Genomic DNA, 23,390 nt, shown 5'->3' with positions numbered 1-23,390 from the left:
TTACCATGCCGCTCTCATTTGGGGATGCGCATGGAATTTCTGCTCTATCTGGCGCTGGGCGCCTGTGCAGGCGTGCTGGCCGGGCTGTTCGGGGTCGGCGGCGGGATCATTATCGTTCCGGTGCTGGTTTACAGTTTCAAGCTGCAAGGGTTCGATCCGTCGATTCTCACGCACCTGGCGGTCGGTACGTCCCTGGCGACAATCATATTTACCTCGGTCAATGCGATCCGCGAACATCACCGTCGCGGTGCCGTGCGTTGGCCGATTTTTGCCTGGATGACCCTCGGTATTCTCATCGGTGCCGGTTTCGGTGCGCTGACGGCAGAGGCGATTTCCGGGCCCAACTTGCAGAAAATTATTGGCGTCTTCGCCCTGGTCATCGCCGCGCAACTGGCGCTGGATTTCAAACCCAAGGCCAGCCGAACGGTGCCGGGTAAAGTCGGTCTGACCGTGGCCGGCAGTGTGATTGGCTGGGCATCGGCGATTTTCGGGATTGGCGGCGGCTCGCTGACGGTGCCGTTCCTGACCTGGCGCAGCGTACCGATGCAGCAAGCGGTGGCCACTTCATCCGCCTGCGGTCTGCCGATTGCGTTGTCCAGTGCACTATTTTTCATGATTCTGGGCTGGCACGATCCGTTGCTGCCGGCTCATAGTCTCGGTTTTGTTTATTTGCCGGCGCTGCTGGGGATCGCCCTGACCAGCATGTTCTTCGCTCGCCTCGGCGCACGACTGGCTCACAGTCTGTCGCCGAAGTTGCTGAAAAGACTGTTCGCCGCTTTGCTGTTCTGCGTGGGCCTGAACTTCTTGCTCTGACGTGTACCGCAATCCTGACTTAATCCTGGCGTGACAGCGTCGCCCGGGAATTTTAAAGGTTTCAACTCTAACGAGGAGTCGCAATGCTGCCTTACCCGCAGATCGACCCGGTGGCATTGGCCATCGGTCCGCTGAAAATCCACTGGTACGGCTTGATGTACCTGATCGGCATCGGCGGCGCCTGGCTGCTGGCATCGCGCCGGTTGAACCGCTTCGACCCGACCTGGAGTAAAGAGAAACTCTCCGACATGGTGTTCTGGATGTCGATGGGGGTCATTGTCGGCGGCCGCTTGGGCTATGTGCTGTTCTATGATCTGAGTGCTTACCTCGCCAACCCGCTGTTGATCTTTGAAGTGTGGAAGGGCGGTATGTCGTTCCACGGCGGGTTCATCGGCGTGATGTTGGCCGCGTTGTGGTTCGGTAAAAAGAACGGCAAGTCGTTCTTCCAGCTGATGGACTTCGTCGCACCGATGGTGCCGATCGGTCTGGGCGCCGGACGTATTGGCAACTTCATCAACGCCGAGTTGTGGGGCAAGGCCACCGATGTGCCGTGGGCGATGGTCTTCCCGACCGATCCGGCGCAACTGGCGCGCCACCCGTCGCAGCTGTATCAGTTCGCGCTCGAAGGCGTAGCGCTGTTCGCCATTCTCTGGTTGTTCTCGCGCAAGCCGCGGCCGACCATGGCGGTGTCCGGGATGTTCGCGCTGTTCTATGGCATCTTCCGTTTCATCGTCGAATTCGTCCGCGTACCGGACGCGCAACTGGGCTATCTGGCCTGGAACTGGCTGACCATGGGTCAGGTACTGTGCGTACCGATGATCCTCGGCGGTCTGTACCTGATCTGGCTGGCGTATCACCGTGCACCGGCGGCTCCAGCGGCGGCTGTATAAATTCGAACCCCGGGGCGACGGTCCCGGGTTCAAGGACACAGGTAACTCATGAAGCAATATCTCGAACTGGTCGCCCACGTCATCAAGAACGGCACCAAACAGGCCAACCGCACTGGCGTGAACACCATCAGCTTCCCCGGCGCGATGCTGCGTTATGACCTGAAGGAAGGTTTCCCGGCGATCACCACGCGCAAGATGGCCTTCAAATCGGCCATCGGCGAGATGTGTGGTTTTCTGCGCGGGGTGAACAACGCCGCCGAATTCCGTGCGCTGGGCTGCAAGGTCTGGGATCAGAACGCCAACGAAAACGCCCAGTGGCTGGCCAACCCGTTCCGTCAGGGCGAAGACGACCTCGGCGAGATCTACGGCGTGCAATGGCGCAAATGGCCGGCGTACAAGCAGATTCCGGTCAGCAACCAGGCCGCCATCGAACAGACCCTGAGTCAGGGCTACCGCCAAATCGCCGAAGGCGAAGAGGACGGCCAGGCTTACGTGGTGCTGTACAAGGCGATCGACCAGATCCGCCAGTGCGTCGACACCATCATCAAGGATCCGGGCAGCCGCCGCATTCTGTTCCACGGCTGGAACGTCGCCCAGCTGGACGAAATGGCCCTGCCGCCGTGCCATCTGCTGTACCAGTTCCACCCAAATGTGGAGACCAAAGAGATTTCTTTGACTCTGTACATCCGCTCCAATGATTTGGGCCTGGGCACGCCGTTCAACCTCACCGAAGGCGCCGCGCTGCTGAGCCTGATCGGTCGCCTGACCGGTTACACGCCGCGTTGGTTCACCTATTTCATCGGTGATGCCCACGTCTACGAAAACCATTTGGACATGCTGAATGAACAGCTCAAGCGCGAGCCGTTCCCGATGCCAAAACTGGTGATTAGCGACCGTGTGCCGGAGTTTGCCAAGACCGGTGTTTATCAGCCGGAGTGGCTGGAGTTGATCGAGCCGAGCGATTTCTCGCTGGAAGGTTACGAGCACCACGCCCCAATGACCGCGCCGATGGCGGTCTAAGCCTTACGGCGATCCCCTGTAGGAGCTGCCGAAGGCTGCGATCTTTTGATCTTGATCTTCGGCGGCCCAGCATCGCTAAAGATCAAAAGATCGCAGCCTTCGGCAGCTCCTACAGGGTTTTGTGGTGTTTTTAGTGGCCGTGACTGCGGCCAACATGCGAATGCTCAACCTCCGTCGCCACAACCCCGCCACTGACCTCCAGCCGCTGCAAAATCCCGCACTGATCAATATCCGGCCCCTCGCCACAGCGTTGGCGCAGGTCGAGCAGTTGTGTCTGCAACGCCATCAACCCATCGATCCGTGCTTTGACGTGATGAATGTGTTCGTCGATCAACGCGTTCACGCTTTCACATTGATCCTGCGGGCTGTCGCGCAGGGCCAGCAGGCTGCGGATTTCTTCCAGCGTCATGTCGAGCGTGCGGCAGTTGCGGATGAAAGTCAGGCGCTCGGCATGAGCCTGGGTGTAGACGCGGTAGTTGCCGTCGCTGCGGGCCGGCTCCGGCAGCAGGTTTTCGCGCTCGTAGTAGCGAATGGTTTCCACGGCGCAGTCGGTGAGTTTGGCCAGTTCTCCGATCTTCATGACGACAATCTCCAAATGGGTGCTTGACCCTATAGTGGCTACAGGGTCTTTACTTGGCAACAGGCACCTTTCATGGACGCGACCCGATGAGCGATTCCCTTCATATTCACAAACCCGAAGACGGGCATGATCACGATCACAGCCACAAGTTGCAGCCTGTGCAGAAGAGCCATGATCATGGCAGCCACGGGGATTCATGCTGTTCTTCCAAAGCGGCGGCACCGTCGTTGATCAAGTTGAGCGACAAGCCGACCGACGGTGCACGGCTGAGCAGTTTCCGCATCGACGCCATGGACTGCCCGACCGAGCAGACGCTGATCCAGAACAAACTGGGCAAGCTGGCGGGCGTGCAGCAACTGGAATTCAACCTGATCAACCGTGTATTGGGTGTGACCCACGATCTGCCGAGTACGGCGCCGATCATCGAAGCGATCAAGTCGCTGGGCATGGTCGCCGAGCCGATGGTCGAGGGCACCGAAACACCAGCACCGACGCCTGAGAAAAAACATTGGTGGCCTCTGGCGCTGTCTGGCGTGGGTGCGCTAGCGGCTGAAGTGATCCACTTCACGAACGCCGCGCCGAACTGGGTGGTGGCGATCATCGCGCTGGTTTCGATCCTCAGCGGCGGCCTGACTACGTATAAAAAAGGCTGGATCGCCCTCAAAAACCTCAACCTGAACATCAACGCGCTGATGAGCATCGCGGTGACCGGCGCGATCCTGATCGGTCAGTGGCCGGAAGCGGCGATGGTGATGTTCCTGTTCACCGTGGCCGAGTTGATCGAGGCCAAGTCTTTGGACCGGGCGCGCAACGCCATCGGCGGCCTGATGCAGATGACCCCGGAACAGGCCACGGTGCAGCAGGCCGACGGCAGTTGGATCGAGCGGGATGTCAAAACCATCGAGTTGGGGGCGCGAGTGCGGGTACGTCCCGGTGAGCGGATTGGTCTGGACGGTGAAGTGGTGGCGGGCAGTTCGACCATCGATCAGGCGCCGATCACCGGTGAAAGCCTGCCGGTGGAGAAGACCATCGGCGACAAAGTCTTCGCCGGCACCATCAATCAGGCCGGTTCCCTGGAATACGCCGTGACCGCGGCGGCCAACAACTCCACCCTGGCGCGAATCATCCACGCCGTGGAACAGGCCCAGGGCGCTCGGGCACCGACCCAGCGCTTCGTCGACAGCTTCTCGAAAATCTATACGCCAGCGGTGTTTATCCTGGCGCTCGCGGTGGCGGTGATTCCGCCACTGTTTATGGGCGCGCTGTGGTTCGACTGGATCTACCGGGCGTTGGTGTTGCTGGTGGTCGCCTGCCCATGCGCTTTGGTGATTTCCACCCCGGTGACCATCGTCAGCGGCCTCGCGGCAGCGGCGCGCAAAGGGATTCTGGTGAAGGGCGGCGTTTATCTGGAGGGCGGTTACAAGCTCGATTACCTGGCCTTGGACAAGACCGGCACGATCACGCACGGCAAACCGGTGCAGACTGATTATTTGTCGCTTGATCCAACTGCCGATGAATTGGCCCCGGCGATTGCGGCGGCGCTGGCCGGTCGCTCCGATCACCCAGTGTCCTTGGCCATTGCCAACGCGGCTGTGGATAAACAATTCGCACCGCTCGTTGTGGATAACTTCGAAGCGCTGGCCGGTCGTGGTGTACGCGGTGAGGTCAATGGTCAGGTCTACCATTTAGGCAACCACCGCTTGGTGGAAGAACTGAACCTGTGCTCGCCTGCGCTGGAGGAAAAGCTGTTTGCGCTGGAGAAACAGGGCAAGTCCGTGGTGCTGCTGCTCGACAAATCCGGCCCCTTGGCGCTGTTCGCCGTGGCCGACACCGTGAAAGAGTCCAGCCGCGAAGCAATCCGGCAACTGCACGACCTGGGCATCAAAACCCTGATGCTCACCGGCGACAACGTCCACACCGCTCAGGCGATTGCCGCGCAAGTCGGCATCGACGAGGCCAAGGGCGATCTGCTGCCGACCGACAAGCTGCAAGCCATCGAAGCCCTTTATGCACGGGGCCATAACGTCGGCATGGTCGGCGACGGCATCAACGACGCTCCGGCGCTGGCGCGAGCCGAAATCGGTTTTGCCATGGCGGCGGCGGGCACCGATACCGCAATCGAGACCGCCGATGTCGCCCTGATGGACGACGATCTGCGCAAGATTCCGACCTTCATCCGGCTGTCACGGCAAACCTCAAGCATCCTCAAACAGAACATTGCCCTGGCATTGGTCATCAAAGCGATCTTTCTTGGGGTAACCTTCGCCGGGATCGCCACCATGTGGATGGCGGTGTTCGCCGACATGGGCGTGAGCCTGTTGGTGGTGTTTAACGGTTTGCGCCTGTTGCGCAAATAAGCGATGAGGGAAGGGTGTGCTGAGTGCCGAGCTGAAGGCGTTTTACATGGTTGCCCGCCTGGGCAGCATTACCCTGGCGGCGAAAAAACTCGGCCTGAGCCAACCCACGGTGACCACGCAGATTCGCAATCTGGAAAGTCAGTACTCGGTTGAGCTGTTCTATCGTGGCGGCCGCCGCCTCAGCGTCAGCGATGAAGGTGCGCGGTTGCTGCCGATGGTCAAGGCGCTGTTGCAGCAGGAAGCCGATATCGAGTTCTTCCTGCGTAACAGCGGTCAGGTGCAGGGCACGTTGCGCATTGCCGCGACCGCGCCGTATTACATCCTCGATCTGGTGAAGACCTTCCGCGAGCGCTTGCCGCAGGTGGAAGTGTCAGTGGAGATCGGCAACTCCCAGCAGGTACTTGAAGCCCTGGAAGATTACCGGGTGGATGTCGCCGCGTCCTCGCAGTTGCTCGACGATGCACGGCTGATTCGCCGGGTGCTCGGCAGCGATCCGCTGGTGCTTGCGGTGCATCGCAATCATCCGCTGGCGGTTCACGACCATGTTCCTCTGAGTGCATTGGCCGGGCATACGTTATTGATGCGCGAGTCAGGCTCGACCACTCGACGTCTGACCGAGGAATTGCTGGCCAGCGCCGGGGTGAGTTTCGGGCCGCTGCTGGAGATTGGCAGCCGTGAGTCGATCCGTGAGGCGGTGTTGCGCAATATCGGCATCAGCATCATTGCTCGGCAGGAAGTGCCGCATGATCCGCTACTGCGCGTGCTGACCATCGAGAATGCGCCGCAGATTCCCGAGTATTTGTACTGCCTCAAAGAGCGAAAAGGCGCGCGACTGCCGGCGGCGTTTCTGGGGTTGGCGCAGGAAATGGCCCCGGCCTGAAAATCTCTATTGCCTGTTCTGGCCTCATCGCGAGCAAGCTCGCTCCCACAGTTGACCGCGTTCCCCTGTGGGAGCGAGCTTGCTCGCGATGGCGTCAGTCCAGGCAACCCAAATCCTTGAATACCACTATCAGCCGTTTTTGCCTCACTGCCACATGACGGACGCATTACAAATCTAGGATGGCCTTCATCTGCTTGATGAGGCCTGTCCATGAACCACTCGATCGCAACTGCCCTGACCAACCCCGGCGCCCCGATGAAAGTGCGCGGCGTGCAGAAACGCTTCGGCGCCTTCACCGCGCTGGATAACGTTTCCCTCGACGTGGCGGCCGGTGAACTGGTGTGCCTGCTCGGTCCGTCGGGTTGTGGCAAAACCACCTTGCTGCGCTGCATCGCCGGTCTTGAGAAACAGGACAGCGGCGAGTTGTACCTCGGTGATCGCGACGTTTCCCACCTGGCGCCCCAGGCTCGGGACTACGGCATTCTGTTTCAGTCCTACGCGCTGTTTCCCAATCTCACCGTCGAAGCGAACATTGCCTACGGCCTCGCCGGCAGTGGTCGCGATGAAGTGCGCAAGCGTGTTGGTCAGATGCTGGAGCTGGTCGGCCTGATTGGCAGTGAGAAAAAGTACCCCGGCCAATTGTCCGGTGGCCAACAGCAACGCGTCGCACTGGCCCGGGCCTTGGCGCCGGCGCCGTCCTTGTTGTTGCTGGACGAACCGATGTCGGCCCTCGACGCCAGGGTCCGCGAGCATCTGTGCACCGAACTGCGCCAGCTACAGCGCAACCTCGGCATCACCACCCTGATGGTCACCCACAATCAGGACGAAGCCATGCTGATGGCCGACCGCATCGCCGTGATGAACAACGGCAAGGTCGAGCAATACGCCACGCCGCAGGAAATCTACGACCGCCCGGCCACGCCGTTTGTGGCGGAGTTCGTCGGCCAGGGCAACTGGCTGCCATTCCAGCGCAGCAGCGACAGCCATGCCCAGGTCGGCGGGATGAACATGCGCCTGGCCGACGGGAGCGCCAAAGCCGCGTCCGGACGTTTGTTCTGCCGCCCTGAAGCGATCAACGTCAACCCGCCCGTGCATGAAGAAAACCTGTTCCCGGCCAAGGTTCGCGAAATCACCTTCCTCGGCAACCGCTGCCGCATGAGTTTCGAACTCGATCAACTGCCGGGTCATGCGCTGCTGGCGGAACTGGCGCCGGAAGCCATGCCGCGCCTCGGCGCGCAGCAGATCATGGTCGCCTTGCCACCGCGCAGCCTGCAGGTATTTGCCTGATGAGCGCGAACCTCGCGCTGCCGATACCGCACAAGCAGGTTCGGCAGACCTCCCGTGCCGAGATCGGCGACCGGGTGTTCGTGGTCGGCGGCAAAGTCCTTTTGCTGGTGTTACTCGGCGTCGCGGTGCTGATGCCGTTGCTGGCGATCTTCTGGCGTGGTTTCAGCTCTGAAGCCGGGCAGGGCGGCGGTCTGGTGGCCGCCCGTGAATTGGTGACCAGTGCCAATTTCCACTGGTTGCTCGGCAATAGCCTGAAAGTTTCCCTCAGCGTTGCGGCGATTGTCGTACCGCTGGCCTACCTGTTTGCCTACGCCCTGCAACGCACCTTGATTCCGGGCAAAGGCATCTGGCGCGGCATGTCGCTGTTGCCGCTGATGGCGCCGTCGATGTTGCCGGGGATTGCGTTGGTCTATCTGTTCGGCAATCAGGGCATGTTGCGCGGTTTGCTCTCGGATAATATCTACGGCTTCTGGGGCATTGTTCTGGGTGAGGTCATCTACACCTTCCCACATGCGCTGATGATTCTGCTGTCGGCGCTGTCCCTGGCGGATGCGCGACTCTTCGATGCCGCCTCCAGCATGGGCGCCAGTCCGGCAAAAGCCTTTCGCAGCATCACCTGGCCGGCAACCCGTCAGGCTGTGTTCGCGGCGTTCTGTCTGGTGTTCACCCTGACCATCACCGACTTCGGCGTGCCCGTGGTGGTCGGTGGCGATTATCAGGTGCTGGCGCTGGAAGCCTACAAAGCCGTGGTCGGCCAACAACAGTTCGGTCGCGGCGCGTTGATCGGCATGGTCCTGCTGTTGCCGGCGCTGTTCAGTTTTGGGGTCGACGCCTGGCTGCGTCGGCGTCACGGCGACTCCATGAGCGGCCGGGCTCAGGTGTTTCAACCGGCACCGTCGAAACGGCGGGACGGTTGCTACCTGGCGATCGTGTTGCTGATCTGCGCGGTGTTGCTGCTGGTGTTCGGCATGGCGGTGTACTCGTCGCTGGTGAAATTCTGGCCGTACAACCTGTCGCTGTCGCTCAACCACTATCAGTTCAATGACACGGCGGGCGGTGGCTGGCTGGCCTACGGCAACAGCGTGAAGATGGCCGTGTGCACGGCGTTGATCGGCAGCGTGCTGATCTTTACCGGCGCGTACCTGATGGAAAAAACCAAGGGCCAGCGCGGGCTGAATCTGACTCTGCGCATGCTCAGTTTCGTACCGATGGCGGTGCCGGGTCTGGTGCTGGGACTGGGTTATGTCTTCTTCTTCAACCTCAGCGGCAACCCGCTGCATGTGCTCTACGGGACCATGACGCTGCTGGTGGTCTGCACCATTGCTCACTATTTGACCACCGCGCAAATGACCGCGACCACGGCGCTGCGCCAACTCGACGCCGAGTTCGAAGCCGCCGCGCTGTCGCTCAAGGCGCCGCTGTATCGGCATTACCTGCGCGTCACCGTGCCGATCTGCCTGCCGGCGCTGCTGGACATCGTGCGCTACCTGTTCGTCTCGGCCATGACCACCGTGTCAGCGGCGATTTTCCTCTACAGCCCCGACACCATCCTCGCCGCGGTGGCGGTGCTGAACATGGACGACGCTGGCAACGTCGGCGGCGCGGCGGCGATGTCGACTTTGATTCTATTCACCTCGGCGGGCGTGTCCCTGCTGCTGGCCTGGGCCTCGCGCGGTTTGTTGCGCCGCTCCCAAGCCTGGCGGCAGACGGCACCCGGCAACTGATTCACACCCTCAACTCAAACAGGAAAAGATCATGTTCAAGCCTATGGCCCTGGCCGCTGCTGTCCTCACTGCTTTCAGCCTGAACGCCTTCGCGGCGCAAACCGAGTTGACGGTGTACACCGCCCTCGAAGCCGAACAACTGAAGACCTATAAAGAAGCCTTCGAAAAGGCCAACCCGGACATCGAGATCAAGTGGGTGCGCGACTCCACCGGCATCATCACCGCCAAACTGCTGGCCGAAAAAGCTCGCCCGCAGGCTGACGCGGTCTGGGGCCTGGCTGCTTCGAGCCTGGCGATTCTTGATCAGCAAGGCATGCTGCAAAGCTACGCGCCGAAGGACCTGGGCAAGATCGGCGGCAACTACCGCGACGCTGCCAACCCGCCAGCCTGGGTCGGCATGGACGTCTGGGCCGCGACCATTTGCTTCAACACTGTCGAAGCCGAAAAGCAGGGTTTGACCAAACCCGTGAGCTGGCAGGACCTGACCAAGCCTGAGTACAAAGGCAAGATCGTCATGCCCAACCCGGCCTCGTCCGGCACCGGTTTCCTCGACGTCAGCGCCTGGTTGCAAACCTTCGGCGAGAAGCAGGGCTGGCAGTACATGGACGACCTGCACCAGAACATCGGCCAGTACGTTCACTCCGGTTCCAAACCGTGCAAGCTGGCGGCGGCGGGTGAATTTCCGATCGGTATTTCCTTCGAATACCCGGCCGTTCAGCTGAAACGCCAAGGTGCGCCACTGGACATCATCCTGCCGAAAGAAGGCCTGGGCTGGGAGATCGAAGCGACGGCTGTGATCAAAGGCACCCAGCATGAAGACGCGGCGAAGAAGCTGGCTGACTTCTCTGCCAGCCCGGCGGCGATGGAGCTTTATAAAGAGAACTTCGCCGTTCTCGCGCAACCGGGTATTGCCAAGCCGCAGACCGAATTGCCAGCGGATTATGAGCAGCGTTTGATCAAGAACGACTTTGCCTGGGCTTCGAAGAATCGCGACGAAATCCTCACCGAATGGCGCAAGCGCTATGACGGCAAGTCCGAGAAAGTGGCTGCCAAGTAAACAATGCACAACCTGTGGTGAGGGGATTTATCCCCGTTGGGCTGCGAAGCGGCCCTAAAACCTGCGACCGAAGTGCATCAGGCACACCCGGGGCGATGGTTTTACGACTGCTTCGCAGCCGGACGGGGATAAATCCCCTCGCCACAGAATTCAGGACATCTCTTAATGACACAACACAACGACATGCTGATTGTCGGCGCCGGCATCCTCGGCCTGTCCCACGCCTACGCCGCCGCCAAGCGCGGTTTGAAAGTCACTGTTTTCGAGCGCTGCGAAACGCCCTTAGGCGCATCAGTACGCAACTTCGGTCAGGCACTGGTCACCGGCCAACCACCGGGCCCGATGCTCGAGCTGGCCAAGGCCAGTCGCGAAATATGGGGCCAATGGGCACAACTCGCCGGCCTGCAACTCAAGCGCAATGGCTCGTACCTGTTCGCTCGCACCGACGCCGAAGAACACCTGCTGGAAGCCTTCTGCGCCGGCCGCGCCGTGGAACACGGTTACCGCGTCGAGCTGTTGCGCGGCGCTGCATTGCGCGACTTGTACGGCGGCCAATTCAGCCATCACCGCGCCGCGATGCACGGCATGGACGATCAGCAACTGTATTCCCGTGAGGCCATTCCAGCGTTGATCGACTATCTGCGTCGCGAACTCGGCGTTGCGTTTCACTTCTCCACACTCGTGCGCGACGTCGAGCCTGGCCGCTTGCACAGCACCGCCGGATCCTTCAGTGCCGAGCAGATCATCGTCTGTTCCGGCCACGATTATCAGACGCTGCTGGCTGAGCCGATCGCCGAACTCAACCCGCAAATCTGCCGCCTGCAAATGCTTCGCGCTCGACCGCAAATCAACCTCAACCTGCAACACGCGCTGCTCACCGGTTTGAGCTGCGTGCACTACGGTGCGTTTGCCGATCTGCCGGAAGCGGCGGCGGTGCAGGCGCAAATCCTGCGAGACACGCCGCACCTGCATGAAAACGGTATTCACCTGCTGATCAGTCCGACGCCGTATGGCGAATTGATCATCGGCGATTCCCACCACTACGGCAGCGATCCATCACCGTTCAATGCCGAGCAAGTGGACAACTGGATGATTGAACTGGCCGAGCAGACGTTGGGCTGCAAGGTGCAAGTGGTCGAACGCTGGCAGGGTGTCTATGGTTCTCGTGGACCGGGGCCGTTCTCGTTCCTGCGTCCGATGCCGGGAGTGAGCGTGGCACTGATGCACACGGGTGTCGGCATGAGCGTCGGGCCGGCGATGGCTGAACGTAACGTCGCCACCTTATTGGGAGAACTCTGATGGGCCGCAATGAACAAGTGATCGCCGAGGTGTTCGCGTTGTACGAGCGCTTTGGCGACAGCGATTACATCGGCGAGCCGGTGTCGCAGATCGAACACATGTCCCAGGCGGCCGAACTGGCTATGGCCGAAGGTTTCGATGATGAGGTGGTGCTGGCGGCGTTCTTCCACGACATCGGCCATATCTGCGCCGAGAGCGCCGAGAACATGGGCGGCTTCGGCGTGGTCAGTCACGAACGGTTGGGCGCGGATTATTTACGCCGCGCAGGTTTCAGCGAGCGCATGGCGCGGCTTGTGGAATACCACGTTCAGGCCAAGCGGTATCTGACGCTCAAAGAGCCCGGGTACTACGAGCGCTTGAGTGAAGCCAGCCGCCGGACCCTGGAATATCAGGGTGGTGTAATGACCGCTGAAGAGGCAGAAGCCTTCGAGCAGGATCCGTTGTGTGCCGTCAGTTTGCGGATGCGGCAGTGGGATGAGCAGGCCAAGGAAATGCGGGTGCCGGTGATCAATCTCGAGGTTTTAAAGCGTAAAGCCGCGAGTGTCTTGTCCGGCGAGGCGCGCTGATTTGTCTCACAGGCAATCGAGAAACGGTGGATGGATCGCCTTGCGGTAACGGTTCAATCTGGGCTTTTCGCAAGGAAGCGCACGGATGCGTTATTTGAAAGTGATTGCACAGGATCGAAGCGGGAAGGGCTCGGCAGATACCGTTAATTTCCAGTTCTATGAAGATGAACAGTTGCAGCGTGAGGCGACGGATGCTGATCGACAGCCGCTCAAATCTTTTGGAAAAACCTATTTGAAATGCGCCTGGTTCAACGAGGGTGAAGGTGAGGAGCGGCACTTGCGGATCTTCTCGCAGAATCCATCCGCTGACGGCACACCTGAAACGGTGCGGCTGCATTTTCATGAGGGGCAGCAGATTGCTTATAAAGCCGCGGCTCACGATCTTGATAACGATGGTGGACTGGAGGTGATATTGAGCTCGGATGTGGACAATGACGGACGCTCAAATCGAACAGATCGAAGTCGTGTCAGGGCGCTGGTGCAGGCCTTTTTGGAGATTGATTGGTAGCGATCACTCCCATGAGACCGAGTCGCTGCATTCGCGAGCAAGCTCGCTCCCACATTTGATCTTCAGTGACCAAAGATTTTGAGTACGACGCAGATTAAATGTGGGAGCGAGCTTGCTCGCGAAGGGGCGAGTTCTGACACTGCAGATAACCGGCCAAGCGTTCAAAGCTGCTGCGCCAACACCTCAACCTGCTCCTGCCTCTCCGCCTGGCTCAACTTCGGATGCGGATTGAGCGACGACCACTGCGGATGCGCCCGGGCCTTGTTCAGCGCTTCGGGCAGTTTGCCTTCGCGCCAGGTCTTGTCCTGTGGCGTGGCCACTTGGATGCTGTCCATCGCCGCATGCCCGCGCGCATTGAGCGCTTGCAGCAGTTGCCGCTGACGCAATGCCAATAGCCGCAGCACGCTGTCATCGACGGTCAGCTCTCGCTGGCCTTTGATCTTGCCCAGTAAGCGGCTGCCATAACTGCGGGCGGTTTGCAGTGCACCGCCAGCGATCGCCCCGGCGAGTGCCGCTGCGCCAAGGGTCAGTCCGCCCACCAACAAGTCGACCCCGGCCCCGGCTGCCGCGCCGGCCGCGATGCCACCACCGACTCGCACGCCGAGCTGTTTCAGGGTCTCCGGGTTGAACAAGTCATCGCCCCAACGGCCATCGAGCAGCGGCAAATCACTGGCCGCCGCGTCCTGTGGACGGAAGGCGTAGAGCTTGAGCAGCGCTTCGACGCAGCGTTGTTCTCGTTGTCGAACCGCTTTGCGCAGTTCATTTATGGCCTGCTGTTCTTGCTCGGCTTCGCTGACCACGCTGCGCCGGCAGGCGGCACAGTCGATCAGTAATTCGGCAATCAGCCGCGCCGCACTCTGTTGCCGTGCCTGGCGCTGGGCTTGCTGATCGGCGATCAGGCGTTCCAGTTGCGGGCGGGCGTTTTCCAGCAGCAGTGCGAGGCTTTCATACAGTCGACGTTCGCCATCCTCAGGCGGTGCGACGCTGTCGAAACGCACCAGCGCATGCAAACCGAGGCGTGCCAACGCTTCGCGCCAATCCGGTTCGCGGTGGTTGGCGCTGCTGACAAAATTCAGCACCGGCAGCAGCGGTTTGCCGCAGCTGGCCAACACTTCCAGTTCGTCGCGGTATTTGGCCAGCACCGGTTCCCGAGCGTCGATCACATAGAGACCGGCGTCGCAGGTCAGCAGTTGCCGCAGCACCTTGGCTTCCTGTTCGAAACGCTGCCGGGCTTCGCTGCCCTCAAGGAAGCGCGCCAGTCGTGCCGGTCCGTCGAGGCGCTCTCCGGGGCGTTCCAGACGTTCGAGGTAGTCGAGCAGGGCGATGGCGTCTTCCAGGCCCGGCGTGTCGAAGAGATCGAGCAACGGCTCGCCGTCCACCGACAATCGTGCGCCCTCGACGTGGCGGGTGGTGCTCGGGCGATGGGAGACTTCGCCGAAGCCGACATCACGGGTCAGGGTGCGCAGCAATGAGGTTTTGCCGACGTTGGTGTGGCCGACCACCGCGAGCTTCAAGGGCGGTTTCCAGGGATTAGTCATGACCGCTCTCCAGCCAGTTCAACGGCGCGCAATCGGCGAACGGCAAGTCCAGCTGCCGCAGCGCCACGTGCCAGTCGCCCAGCCTTTCGGCATCCAGCGCTTCGCCCGGCGGTGCTTGCAGCAACCAGACGCGGGTGGCGCTGGCGCTGCGCGCCAGTTCGGCGATCAGTGCCAGACTGCCGCGGTCCGGCGAACGTCGCGGATCGCAAGCGATGGCCAGGCGTGCCGGGGGGAAGCGACTCAGCTGTTCGAGGAGTTTGTTGCGCGATTCGCGGCTGTCGAGGATGCCGGCGTTACTCACGGTTTTCGGCAGTGGCGGCGGCCAGGGGCGTTGATCGTCCAGCTCGATGGCCACCAACAGCGCGCCATCGCTTGGCAGGTCGCTGACACCCTTTTCAATTTGATGAAGCTGTTCGGGGGCGGCATCGCTGATGCCCAGGCGTTCACTGGTCGGCATCAGCCGTTCGCGCAGTTGGGCGTAACCGGGCAGGTTCAAATCCAGATGTAATGTCGCTTGGCCGGTTTTCCAGCGCCACAGGCAAAACAGCGCCAACAACAGTCGCGGCAAAACTCCGTAGACCACCAGCACGCCGACCAGCCATGTTGCCCAGGCCTGGCGCGCGCTTTCGATGTTCAGCGCGGCATCGCCGCTGGCGCGGATCATTTCCACGGTCGGAACGTTGAAACCCAGCATGGCCGGCAGGGCGCCGAGGGCCTGGGTCATGGCGACGAAGGTGTCGCCGCCGAGGAGGGTGGTTTCCCAGACGAAGCCGTAACGCCGGGTCGCCATCAGCATCAACAGCATCAACAGCGCACTGAGCATCGCCAGCAACCACAAGCCATTGACCAGCACGCCGACCGCCCAGCGATTGAGTTTCTGTCGTTGCAGCAGTAGCAGCAGGGCCGGGGCCAGTTGCGCGGCTTTGGCATCGCGAGCGAGTTTTTCGCTGAGCCATAACCACAAGCGTCCGAGGGTGGCGCCGTGTTCGCCGGCGAAGGCCAGGCCCAATGCCCAGCTCAGCAATAGAATCAGGTTCAGTCCGAGCAAACTGCCCAAGGCCCAGAACACATTGACCGGAGTTTGTCCGTCACCCAGCGCGGCAAACGCCAGGCCGGCGCCGCTGACGACGGCGAGAACAGCCAGCACCAACAGTGCCAGCCGCGCACCTTGCAGCCAATGTTTGAGGGCGCCGGTCAGTCCATCGCGCTCGGCCAGCCACAGGGCACGGCGTTGAATGCGTGTCGGCAGATCACCGCCCGCGCTGCGGGCCAGTCGGTTGGCTTCCAGATCATCCAGGGGACCGGCGTGTTCTTCACGCAGGCGCACCGTTTCGGTCAGCCAGAGGTTTTGCAGTGGAGTCAGTTCAGTCACGCGGCATCCCGTCGCTCAATTGAACGGTGAGCATAACCGCTGTGGCGCTTATCGGGGTACGGGAGGCTCTGGTATCCTCGCCGACATGACTAAAACACTCCCCCTCAGCCTGATCGCAGCCCTCGGTGAAAACCGTGTGATCGGCGTCGACAACAGCATGCCCTGGCACTTGCCGGGGGACTTCAAATACTTCAAAGCCACGACCCTTGGCAAGCCGATCATCATGGGTCGCAAGACCTGGGATTCTCTCGGTCGTCCTTTGCCGGGCCGGTTGAACATCGTGGTCAGCCGTCAGGTGGGTCTGCTGCTGGAAGGTGCGGAGGTTTATCCGTCGCTGGAGGCTGCCATTGTTCGCGCTGAAGAGTGGGCTCGGGAACAGGGCGTCGATGAGCTGATGCTGATTGGTGGGGCGCAGTTGTATGCGCAGGGAATGGCGCAGGCTGATCGGCTGTATTTGACGCGCGTGGCGTTGAGCCCGGAAGGGGATGCGTGGTTTCCGGAGTTTGATTTGAAGCAGTGGACGCTGGTGTCGAATGTTCCGAATGCGGCGGAAGGCGACAAGCCGGCTTACAACTTCGAAGTGTGGGAAAAGGCCTAAAAGATCGCAGCCTGCGGCAGCTCCTACAAGGTCGGCGTAGAACCCTGTAGGAGCTGGCGAAGCCTGCGATCTTTTGATCTTTACAAATGGGTTAAGCGTGAGCCAACTCCCCATGCTCATCCGCATCCAACAGCTCTTTATCGGTCTGCTGCATGATCTGGCTGGTAATCGCCCCCGCCGTAATCGAACCACTCACGTTCAACGCCGTGCGGCCCATATCAATCAACGGCTCAACCGAAATCAGCAACGCCACCAGTGACACCGGCAAGCCCATCGCCGGTAACACGATCAACGCGGCAAACGTCGCGCCACCGCCCACACCCGCCACACCGGCCGAGCTCAGCGTCACAATTGCCACCAGCGTCGCGATCCACAGCGGGTCCAACGGGTTGATGCCCACAGTCGGTGCAACCATCACTGCCAACATCGCCGGGTACAGACCGGCACAGCCATTCTGGCCAATGGTCGCGCCGAACGACGCGGCGAAACTGGCGATGGATTGTGGAATACCCAAACGGCCGGTCTGGGCTTCGATGCTCAGCGGAATGGTCGCGGCGCTGGAGCGGCTGGTGAAAGCAAACGTCAGCACCGGCCAGATCTTGCGGAAAAAGCGCAGCGGATTGATCCCGGCCGCCGACACCAGCAGGCCATGGACTAAAAACATCAGGCCCAGGCCGATGTAGGAAACCACCACAAAACTGCCGAGCTTGATGATGTCCTGCAGGTTGGAACCGGCGACCACTTTGGTCATCAGCGCCAATACGCCGTACGGGGTCAGCTTCATCACCAGTCGCACCAGACGCATCACCCAGGCTTGCAGGGTGTCGATAGCGTTGATCACTTTCTGACCTTTCTCGACGTCATCTTTCAGCAGTTGCAGCGCCGCGACGCCGAGGAATGCGGCGAAAATCACCACGCTGATGATCGAGGTCGGCTTGGCCCGCGCCAGGTCGGCGAACGGGTTTTGCGGAATGAACGACAGCAACAGCTGCGGCACATTCAGGTCGGCAACCTTGCCCGCGTAGTCGGTCTGGATGGTTTGCAGACGGGCCATTTCCTGAGTACCGGCCACCAGGCCTTCGGCGGTCAGGCCGAAGAGGTTGGTCAAGCCGATACCGATCAGCGCCGCAATAGCCGTGGTGAACAACAGCGTGCCGATGGTCAGGAAGCTGATCTTGCCCAGCGACGAGGCGTTGTGCAGACGGGCCACGGCGCTGAGGATCGAGGCGAAAACCAGTGGGATCACGATCATTTGCAGCAACTGCACGTAACCGTTACCCACCAGATCGAACCAGCCGATCGAGGCTTTCAGTACCGGATTGCCGGCACCATAAATAGTGTGCAGCGCAACACCGAACACCACGCCCAGCACCAGTGCGAGCAGGACTTTTTTAGCTAAGCTCCACGTCGTGTGACGGGTTTGCGCCAGGCCAAAGAGCAGGGCGAGGAACACCAGCAGATTGAGGATCAGCGGCAGATTCATTGGAACTCCGATAAAGACTTGTGCCAGCTACCTTCCGGGGCAGCCGCGAACCGGCAAGCCTAACAGCTTGATATCTAATGAATTAATATCAAAAACATCTGAATACTGTCGTTTTTGGAATAAGCGAGTGTCGCTGACAGAGATGCAGCTGGCGCAATAGGGACGTAAGCGGTCGCGGGCAGACGAGGGCTGTCATATTAATTTGATAGCGTCGATCTCTTTGAATCAGGGTCTTTTTAATAAGGGAAGCATGCCGATGAAGCTCGCACCGAAATTTCTGGCCGCAGCACTCTGTCTGGGCCTTGCCGGCCAGGTATTCGCTACGGATTTGAAGCATTGGCCAGCCGATCAGGCCAAGGCGCTGGACGCAATGATCGCCGCCAACGCCAACAAAGGTAACTACGCGGTGTTCGACATGGACAACACCAGTTACCGCTATGACCTCGAAGAGTCGTTGCTGCCGTTCATGGAGAACAAAGGCCTGATCACCCGCGAGAAGCTCGACCCCTCCCTGAAACTGATGCCGTTCAAAGACACCGCCGACCACAAGGAAAGCTTGTTCAGCTACTACTATCGCCTCTGCGAAGTCGACGACATGGTCTGCTATCCATGGGTCGCACAAGTGTTCTCCGGCTTCACCCTCCAGGAACTCAAAGGCTACGTCGATGAGTTGATGGCTTCCGGTAAACCGGTGCCGGCGACTTATTACGAAGGCGACGTGGTCAAGAACCTCGACGTCAACCCGCCGAAAATCTTCACCGGCCAGAAAGAGCTCTACAACAAGCTGATGGAGAACGGCATCGAGGTCTACGTGATGACCGCCGCCTCCGAAGAACTGGTGCGGATGGTCGCCGCCGATCCGAAGTACGGCTACAACGTCAAACCGCAGAACGTGATCGGCGTGAGCTTGTTGCTCAAGGACCCGAAGACCGGCGAGCTAACCACGGCGCGCAAGCAGATCACCGCGGGCAAGTATGACGAGAAAGCAAACCTGGGCCTCGAACTGACCCCATACCTGTGGACCCCGGCAACCTGGATGGCCGGCAAGCACGCGGCGATCCTGACCTACATCGACGAGTGGAAAAAACCGGTACTGGTCGGTGGCGACACCCCGAGCAGCGACGGTTACATGCTGTTCCACAGTGTTGATGTGGCCAAGGGCGGTATCCATTTGTGGGTCAACCGCAAAGACAAATACATGACCCAGATTAACGGCATGATGGCCAAGCACGCCGCGGCTCAGGCCAAGGAAGGGTTGCAGGTCACGGCGGACAAGAACTGGGTGATCGTGAAGCCTGAGGAGATTCAGTAAGCACCAAAAATCTAAATGTGGGAGTGAGCCGGCTCCGGGCGGCGTTCCGACGATAGCAGTGTGTCTGTCACCATTGATGTTGCCTGACACTCCGCTATCGTCGGAACGCCGCCCGGAGCCGGCTCGCTCCCACAGTTGATCTCCAGTGTTTGGGGGATCGTGGTCAAAAAAAATACCCCGCACTTGGCGGGGTATTTTTTTGTTCGACGGTTACGTTTTACAGACCGTCGAGCATCGCCTTGTTACGCACAGCACCCTTGTCGGCGCTGGTTGCCAACAGGGCGTAGGCCTTCAGTGCAGTGGTCACCTTGCGTGGACGTTTTTCCACAGGCTTCCAGCCTTTCTGGTCCTGCTCGGCACGACGCCCGGCCATTTCTTCGTCGCTGATCAACAGGTTGATCGAGCGGTTCGGAATGTCGATCAGCACTTTATCTCCATCCTGCACCAGACCAATCGCGCCGCCCGCCGCCGCTTCCGGGGAAGCGTGGCCGATGGACAGGCCCGAGGTGCCGCCGGAGAAACGACCGTCGGTGAGCAGGGCGCAATCTTTGCCCAGGCCTTTGGATTTCAGGTACGACGTCGGGTACAGCATTTCCTGCATGCCCGGGCCGCCTTTCGGGCCTTCGTAACGGATGATCACGATGTCGCCGGCCTTCACTTCGTCAGCGAGGATGCCGCGTACGGCGCTGTCCTGGCTTTCGAAGATCTTCGCGTTGCCTTCGAAGACGTGGATCGATTCGTCGACGCCGGCGGTTTTCACCACGCAGCCGTCCAGCGCGATGTTGCCGTAGAGAACGGCCAGGCCGCCTTCTTTCGAATAGGCGTGTTCGACACTGCGGATGCAGCCGTTTTCACGGTCGTCGTCCAGGGTTTCCCAACGGGTCGACTGGCTGAACGCGGTTTGCGTCGGGATGCCCCCCGGGCCGGCCTTGAAGAAGTGATGCACCGCTTCGTCGTTGGTCTGGGTGATGTCCCACTTGGCAATGCCTTCGGCCAGGGTCTTGCTGTGCACGGTCGGCAGGTCGGTGTGCAGCAGACCGCCACGGGACAGCGAACCAAGGATGCTGAAGATCCCGCCAGCGCGGTGCACGTCTTCCATGTGGTACTTCTGGATGTTCGGCGCAACTTTGCACAGTTGCGGCACGTGACGGGAGAGACGGTCGATGTCGCGCAGGTCGAAATCGATCTCGGCTTCCTGGGCCGCAGCCAGCAAGTGCAGGATGGTGTTAGTGGAGCCGCCCATGGCGATGTCCAGCGTCATGGCGTTTTCGAACGCCTTGAAGTTGGCGATGTTGCGCGGCAATACCGACTCATCGTTCTCGCCGTAGTAACGCTTGCACAGCTCGACGATGGTGCGGCCGGCCTGCAGGAACAGCTGTTCGCGGTCGCTGTGGGTCGCCAGGGTCGAACCGTTGCCCGGCAATGCCAGACCGAGGGCTTCGACCAGGCAGTTCATCGAGTTGGCGGTGAACATGCCGGAGCACGAACCGCAGGTCGGGCAGGCGCTGCGCTCGTACTCAGCGACTTTCTCGTCAGAAGCGCTGGAGTCGGCGGCGATCACCATGGCGTCGACGAGGTCGAGGCCGTGGCTGGCCAGTTTGGTCTTGCCGGCTTCCATCGGGCCGCCGGACACGAAGATCACCGGGATGTTCAGGCGCAGGGCAGCCATCAGCATGCCAGGGGTGATCTTGTCGCAGTTGGAGATGCAGACGATGGCGTCGGCGCAGTGGGCGTTGACCATGTACTCGACGGAGTCGGCGATGATCTCGCGGCTCGGCAGCGAATACAGCATGCCGTCGTGGCCCATGGCGATGCCGTCATCCACGGCAATGGTGTTGAATTCTTTGGCTACACCGCCGGCGCGTTCGATTTCGCGGGCGACCAGTTGGCCCAGGTCCTTGAGGTGGACGTGGCCCGGTACGAACTGGGTGAAGGAGTTGGCAATGGCGATGATCGGCTTTTTGAAGTCGTCATCTTTCATCCCCGTTGCGCGCCACAGTGCGCGGGCGCCGGCCATGTTGCGGCCATGGGTGGATGTTTTCGAGCGGTAATCAGGCATGAAGCACTCCGGGCGGCTAATCAGGTATCAAAAGGGAAGTGAGCTTCTATTGACGTCTGGAACACTCAGAAATGGCCGTGTGTCCGGAAGTTGCCGATAACTTTGCGGGATCGCCGCGCGCTTCAGCTTGAGCTCATAAACCCGCCGGGGGATGACTGGCGATGAATGTCGCGATTCTACACGGCTGGCGTCAGGAGGGAATGCCGGAAAAGGGGGATCCAGCGCTGACGGAGCGTGTGGGAGGACCATCGGTAGGTGAGCAGTCGCCTCGTGGGGATATCACATCACGGGACGCTTGGCTAAACTGCCCGGCCTCGCGCAACCCTACCAAAAGGAATTGGAATGTCGCTGTTGAATCGTTCGTTGTGGTTTTACCTGCTGACCGGCCTGTGCCAAGGATTAGTGTTCTGGCAGGCTGAAGCACTCAAGACATTGGGCGTGGGGGGGCTGGCGTCCAGCCTGACGCTGGTGCTGGTGGGAGGCCTCTTCCTGCAATTGCTCGGTCCTAAACTCAAGAATCGGCGGGTTCTGGCGCTGACGCTGGTTTTTTGCTTGTTGACGATGTCGATCAGCAGTTGGGTTGTGGTGTCAGGCGTGGAGTATGGCAATCACTGGCTGGTGAACACCTGGCTGTTGACCGGTGTGCCGCTGTGTTATGTGGTGTGCGCGTTTCTGGCCAGTTGGCCTTCCGGCGAAGGCCGTAGCTGGCGCTACGACGACCTGTTCCAGTACGCCTGGAGTCATGTGTTTGTGGTGTTTTTTGCACTGACGCTGACCGGTGTATTCAGCCTGTTGCTTCTGCTCTGGAGCAAGTTGTTTCTCATGCTGGGCATCGACTTCTTTGCCGAGCAATTCAGTTCTCAAATTTTTATATGCCTGAGTATGCCCGTGATGTTTTCGCTGGCCATGCGCTTGGGGCTGAACAACGAAAAAGTCATCGGCATGTTGCGGGGCGTCTTCCTGGCCGCGTGTCATTTTCTTTTGCCACTGATCACGCTCATTACCGTTCTTTTTGTCGTGACGCTCCCCTTTACCGGCCTGCAACAGATCTGGGCCACCGGGTACTCGACCCCGATTTTGTTGTTTCTGGTGGGTGTTTATCTGTTTTTGCTCAATGGGGTGTTTCAGGGCGGGCGTCAGGCCCAGCCGTATCCGACGTGGCTGATACGCTGCATCGAGGCGGGGTTGCTCTGCTTGCCTGTGCTGGTGGTGTTGTCCGGGTACTCAAGCTGGTTGCGGGTCGAGCAGTACGGACTGTCGCCCCGGCGTTTTGTGAGCCTGTTGCTGGTCGCGGTGTTCGCGGCATATAGCCTGGCGGCGGTGTGGGCCGTGGTGCAGCGCAAAACCCACTGGCTGGACGGTCTGCGGCGCAGTAATCCGACCTTGGCCCTGGCGGTATGTGTGGTGTTGGTGCTGATCAACACGCCTTGGCTCAATGCGCAATCGTTCAGCGCACGGGATCAGGTGCAACGCTTGCTCGATGGCCGCACGTCGGTGTTGACGTTCGATTCCAACTACTTGCGCAACGGGCTCGGCGTGTCCGGACGGCAGCAATTCGAGGCGTTGTCCGGGCGGCTTGAACGCAATGAAATTCTCGATGCGCCCGCGCGCGAGGTGCTGCGCGCCCAGATGAAACAAACACCCGGTGAAACCACCTATACGTTCCCGCCGGCGGAGCCGACACCCGTGAACATCGAGTGGGTAGGGCCGAAAGTGGACGGCAGCGAGCAATTTGTCAGCCTCAACAGCAAAAAACGCCAGTGTCAGGATGCGGGGTGCGTGATGTGGGCGGCCGACCTGGATGGCGATGGCCAAGCCGAAGTGGTGCAATTCAATCAGCAGCCGTGGGATCACAGGGCGTTCCTTTATAAACGCGCCGCCGATGGTGAGTGGCAATATGTCACCGTGCTCCAGGGCGCGAATGTCATGCCGCAGAACCTTGACCAGCTGCGTGCGGGAGAGGTCAAGCTCATCGAGCCGCGCTTCAAGAACGTTCAAATAGGTACGCTTTCGCTGGTCCCCGAACCTGAGGAGCAATGACACCGGA

The 23,390-nt window shown here is 60.4% G+C and carries 19 protein-coding genes; 14 read left to right on the top strand and 5 right to left on the bottom strand.

The features are described 5' to 3' along the window. The first annotated feature begins 30 nt into the window (after positions 1-30). The 3 genes from ACA059_RS30085 (at position 31) to ACA059_RS30075 (ending at position 2,723) form a co-directional block, all read left to right on the top strand. Positions 31-813: a sulfite exporter TauE/SafE family protein gene (locus tag ACA059_RS30085; RefSeq protein WP_033060544.1), complete on the top strand. Its 783-nt coding sequence runs from the start codon at positions 31-33 to the stop codon at positions 811-813. Positions 814-896: 83 nt separating this feature from the next. Then, positions 897-1,703, top strand: coding sequence for a prolipoprotein diacylglyceryl transferase (gene lgt / locus ACA059_RS30080; protein ID WP_497632003.1), 807 nt, complete (start codon positions 897-899; stop codon positions 1,701-1,703). 48 nt (positions 1,704-1,751) lie between these two features. Beyond that, positions 1,752-2,723: a thymidylate synthase gene (locus ACA059_RS30075; protein ID WP_033060541.1), complete on the top strand. Its 972-nt coding sequence runs from the start codon at positions 1,752-1,754 to the stop codon at positions 2,721-2,723. 130 nt (positions 2,724-2,853) lie between these two features. On the opposite strand, the gene cadR is transcribed toward ACA059_RS30075, so the two are convergent. Beyond that, a complete protein-coding gene (gene cadR, locus ACA059_RS30070) occupies positions 2,854-3,303 on the bottom strand; it encodes a Cd(II)/Pb(II)-responsive transcriptional regulator (RefSeq protein ID WP_010466748.1) in 450 nt (149 codons plus the stop codon). Between the two features lie 86 nt (positions 3,304-3,389). Between cadR and ACA059_RS30065 the strand changes: the two genes are divergently transcribed. From ACA059_RS30065 to ACA059_RS30030, 8 genes are all read left to right on the top strand, one after another. Next, complete coding sequence (locus tag ACA059_RS30065; RefSeq protein WP_497632002.1) at positions 3,390-5,660, top strand: heavy metal translocating P-type ATPase; 2,271 nt, start codon at positions 3,390-3,392, stop codon at positions 5,658-5,660. 16 nt (positions 5,661-5,676) lie between these two features. Next, entirely contained in the window at positions 5,677-6,540 is an 864-nt protein-coding gene (locus tag ACA059_RS30060; RefSeq protein WP_497632001.1) for a LysR family transcriptional regulator, read from the top strand. Between the two features lie 210 nt (positions 6,541-6,750). Beyond that, entirely contained in the window at positions 6,751-7,827 is a 1,077-nt protein-coding gene (locus ACA059_RS30055; RefSeq protein WP_497632000.1) for a putative 2-aminoethylphosphonate ABC transporter ATP-binding protein, read from the top strand. After that, entirely contained in the window at positions 7,827-9,551 is a 1,725-nt protein-coding gene (locus ACA059_RS30050; RefSeq protein ID WP_497631999.1) for a putative 2-aminoethylphosphonate ABC transporter permease subunit, read from the top strand. Before ACA059_RS30055 ends, ACA059_RS30050 begins: the two co-directional genes overlap by 1 nt. 31 nt (positions 9,552-9,582) lie before the next feature. Beyond that, on the top strand, positions 9,583-10,608 hold the full coding sequence (locus ACA059_RS30045) for a putative 2-aminoethylphosphonate ABC transporter substrate-binding protein (protein ID WP_497631997.1): 1,026 nt from the start codon (positions 9,583-9,585) through the stop codon (positions 10,606-10,608). Between the two features lie 165 nt (positions 10,609-10,773). After that, positions 10,774-11,907, top strand: a complete 1,134-nt coding sequence (locus tag ACA059_RS30040) for a TIGR03364 family FAD-dependent oxidoreductase (protein ID WP_497631996.1) — start codon at positions 10,774-10,776, stop codon at positions 11,905-11,907. Then, positions 11,907-12,473, top strand: a complete 567-nt coding sequence (locus tag ACA059_RS30035; protein ID WP_497631995.1) for a phosphonate degradation HD-domain oxygenase — start codon at positions 11,907-11,909, stop codon at positions 12,471-12,473. The genes ACA059_RS30040 and ACA059_RS30035 overlap by 1 nt, the downstream gene beginning before the upstream one ends. A gap of 85 nt (positions 12,474-12,558) precedes the next feature. Next, positions 12,559-12,981: a hypothetical protein gene (locus ACA059_RS30030; protein ID WP_497631994.1), complete on the top strand. Its 423-nt coding sequence runs from the start codon at positions 12,559-12,561 to the stop codon at positions 12,979-12,981. Between the two features lie 161 nt (positions 12,982-13,142). Here the strand turns inward: ACA059_RS30030 and ACA059_RS30025 are convergent, their stop codons facing one another. Further along, entirely contained in the window at positions 13,143-14,519 is a 1,377-nt protein-coding gene (locus ACA059_RS30025; protein ID WP_497631993.1) for a GTPase/DUF3482 domain-containing protein, read from the bottom strand. Continuing rightward, on the bottom strand, positions 14,512-15,891 hold the full coding sequence (locus tag ACA059_RS30020; protein WP_497631992.1) for a DUF2868 domain-containing protein: 1,380 nt from the start codon (positions 15,889-15,891) through the stop codon (positions 14,512-14,514). Before ACA059_RS30020 ends, ACA059_RS30025 begins: the two co-directional genes overlap by 8 nt. Positions 15,892-15,976: 85 nt before the next feature. Here ACA059_RS30020 and ACA059_RS30015 point away from each other — a divergent pair, with 85 nt between their 5' ends. Continuing rightward, positions 15,977-16,489 carry a dihydrofolate reductase gene (locus tag ACA059_RS30015; RefSeq protein ID WP_497631991.1) on the top strand — a complete coding sequence of 171 codons (513 nt, stop codon included), beginning with the start codon at positions 15,977-15,979 and terminating at the stop codon, positions 16,487-16,489. Positions 16,490-16,580: 91 nt separating this feature from the next. Here ACA059_RS30015 and ACA059_RS30010 read toward each other — a convergent pair whose 3' ends face one another. Then, positions 16,581-17,972, bottom strand: a complete 1,392-nt coding sequence (locus ACA059_RS30010) for an L-cystine transporter (protein ID WP_497631990.1) — start codon at positions 17,970-17,972, stop codon at positions 16,581-16,583. A 256-nt stretch (positions 17,973-18,228) separates the two neighbouring features. On the opposite strand from ACA059_RS30010, the gene ACA059_RS30005 reads away from it, so the two are divergent. Next, positions 18,229-19,284, top strand: coding sequence for an HAD family hydrolase (locus ACA059_RS30005; protein WP_497631989.1), 1,056 nt, complete (start codon positions 18,229-18,231; stop codon positions 19,282-19,284). 217 nt (positions 19,285-19,501) lie between these two features. On the opposite strand, the gene ilvD is transcribed toward ACA059_RS30005, so the two are convergent. Continuing rightward, on the bottom strand, positions 19,502-21,343 hold the full coding sequence (ilvD, locus tag ACA059_RS30000; protein WP_497631988.1) for a dihydroxy-acid dehydratase: 1,842 nt from the start codon (positions 21,341-21,343) through the stop codon (positions 19,502-19,504). 342 nt (positions 21,344-21,685) lie between these two features. On the opposite strand from ilvD, the gene ACA059_RS29995 reads away from it, so the two are divergent. After that, positions 21,686-23,383, top strand: coding sequence for a DUF4153 domain-containing protein (locus tag ACA059_RS29995; protein WP_497631987.1), 1,698 nt, complete (start codon positions 21,686-21,688; stop codon positions 23,381-23,383). Positions 23,384-23,390 lie beyond the last annotated feature (7 nt).

The organism is Pseudomonas sp. LBUM1647, from assembly GCF_059716175.1.
This window is presented reverse-complemented; position numbering and strand designations above follow the sequence as displayed.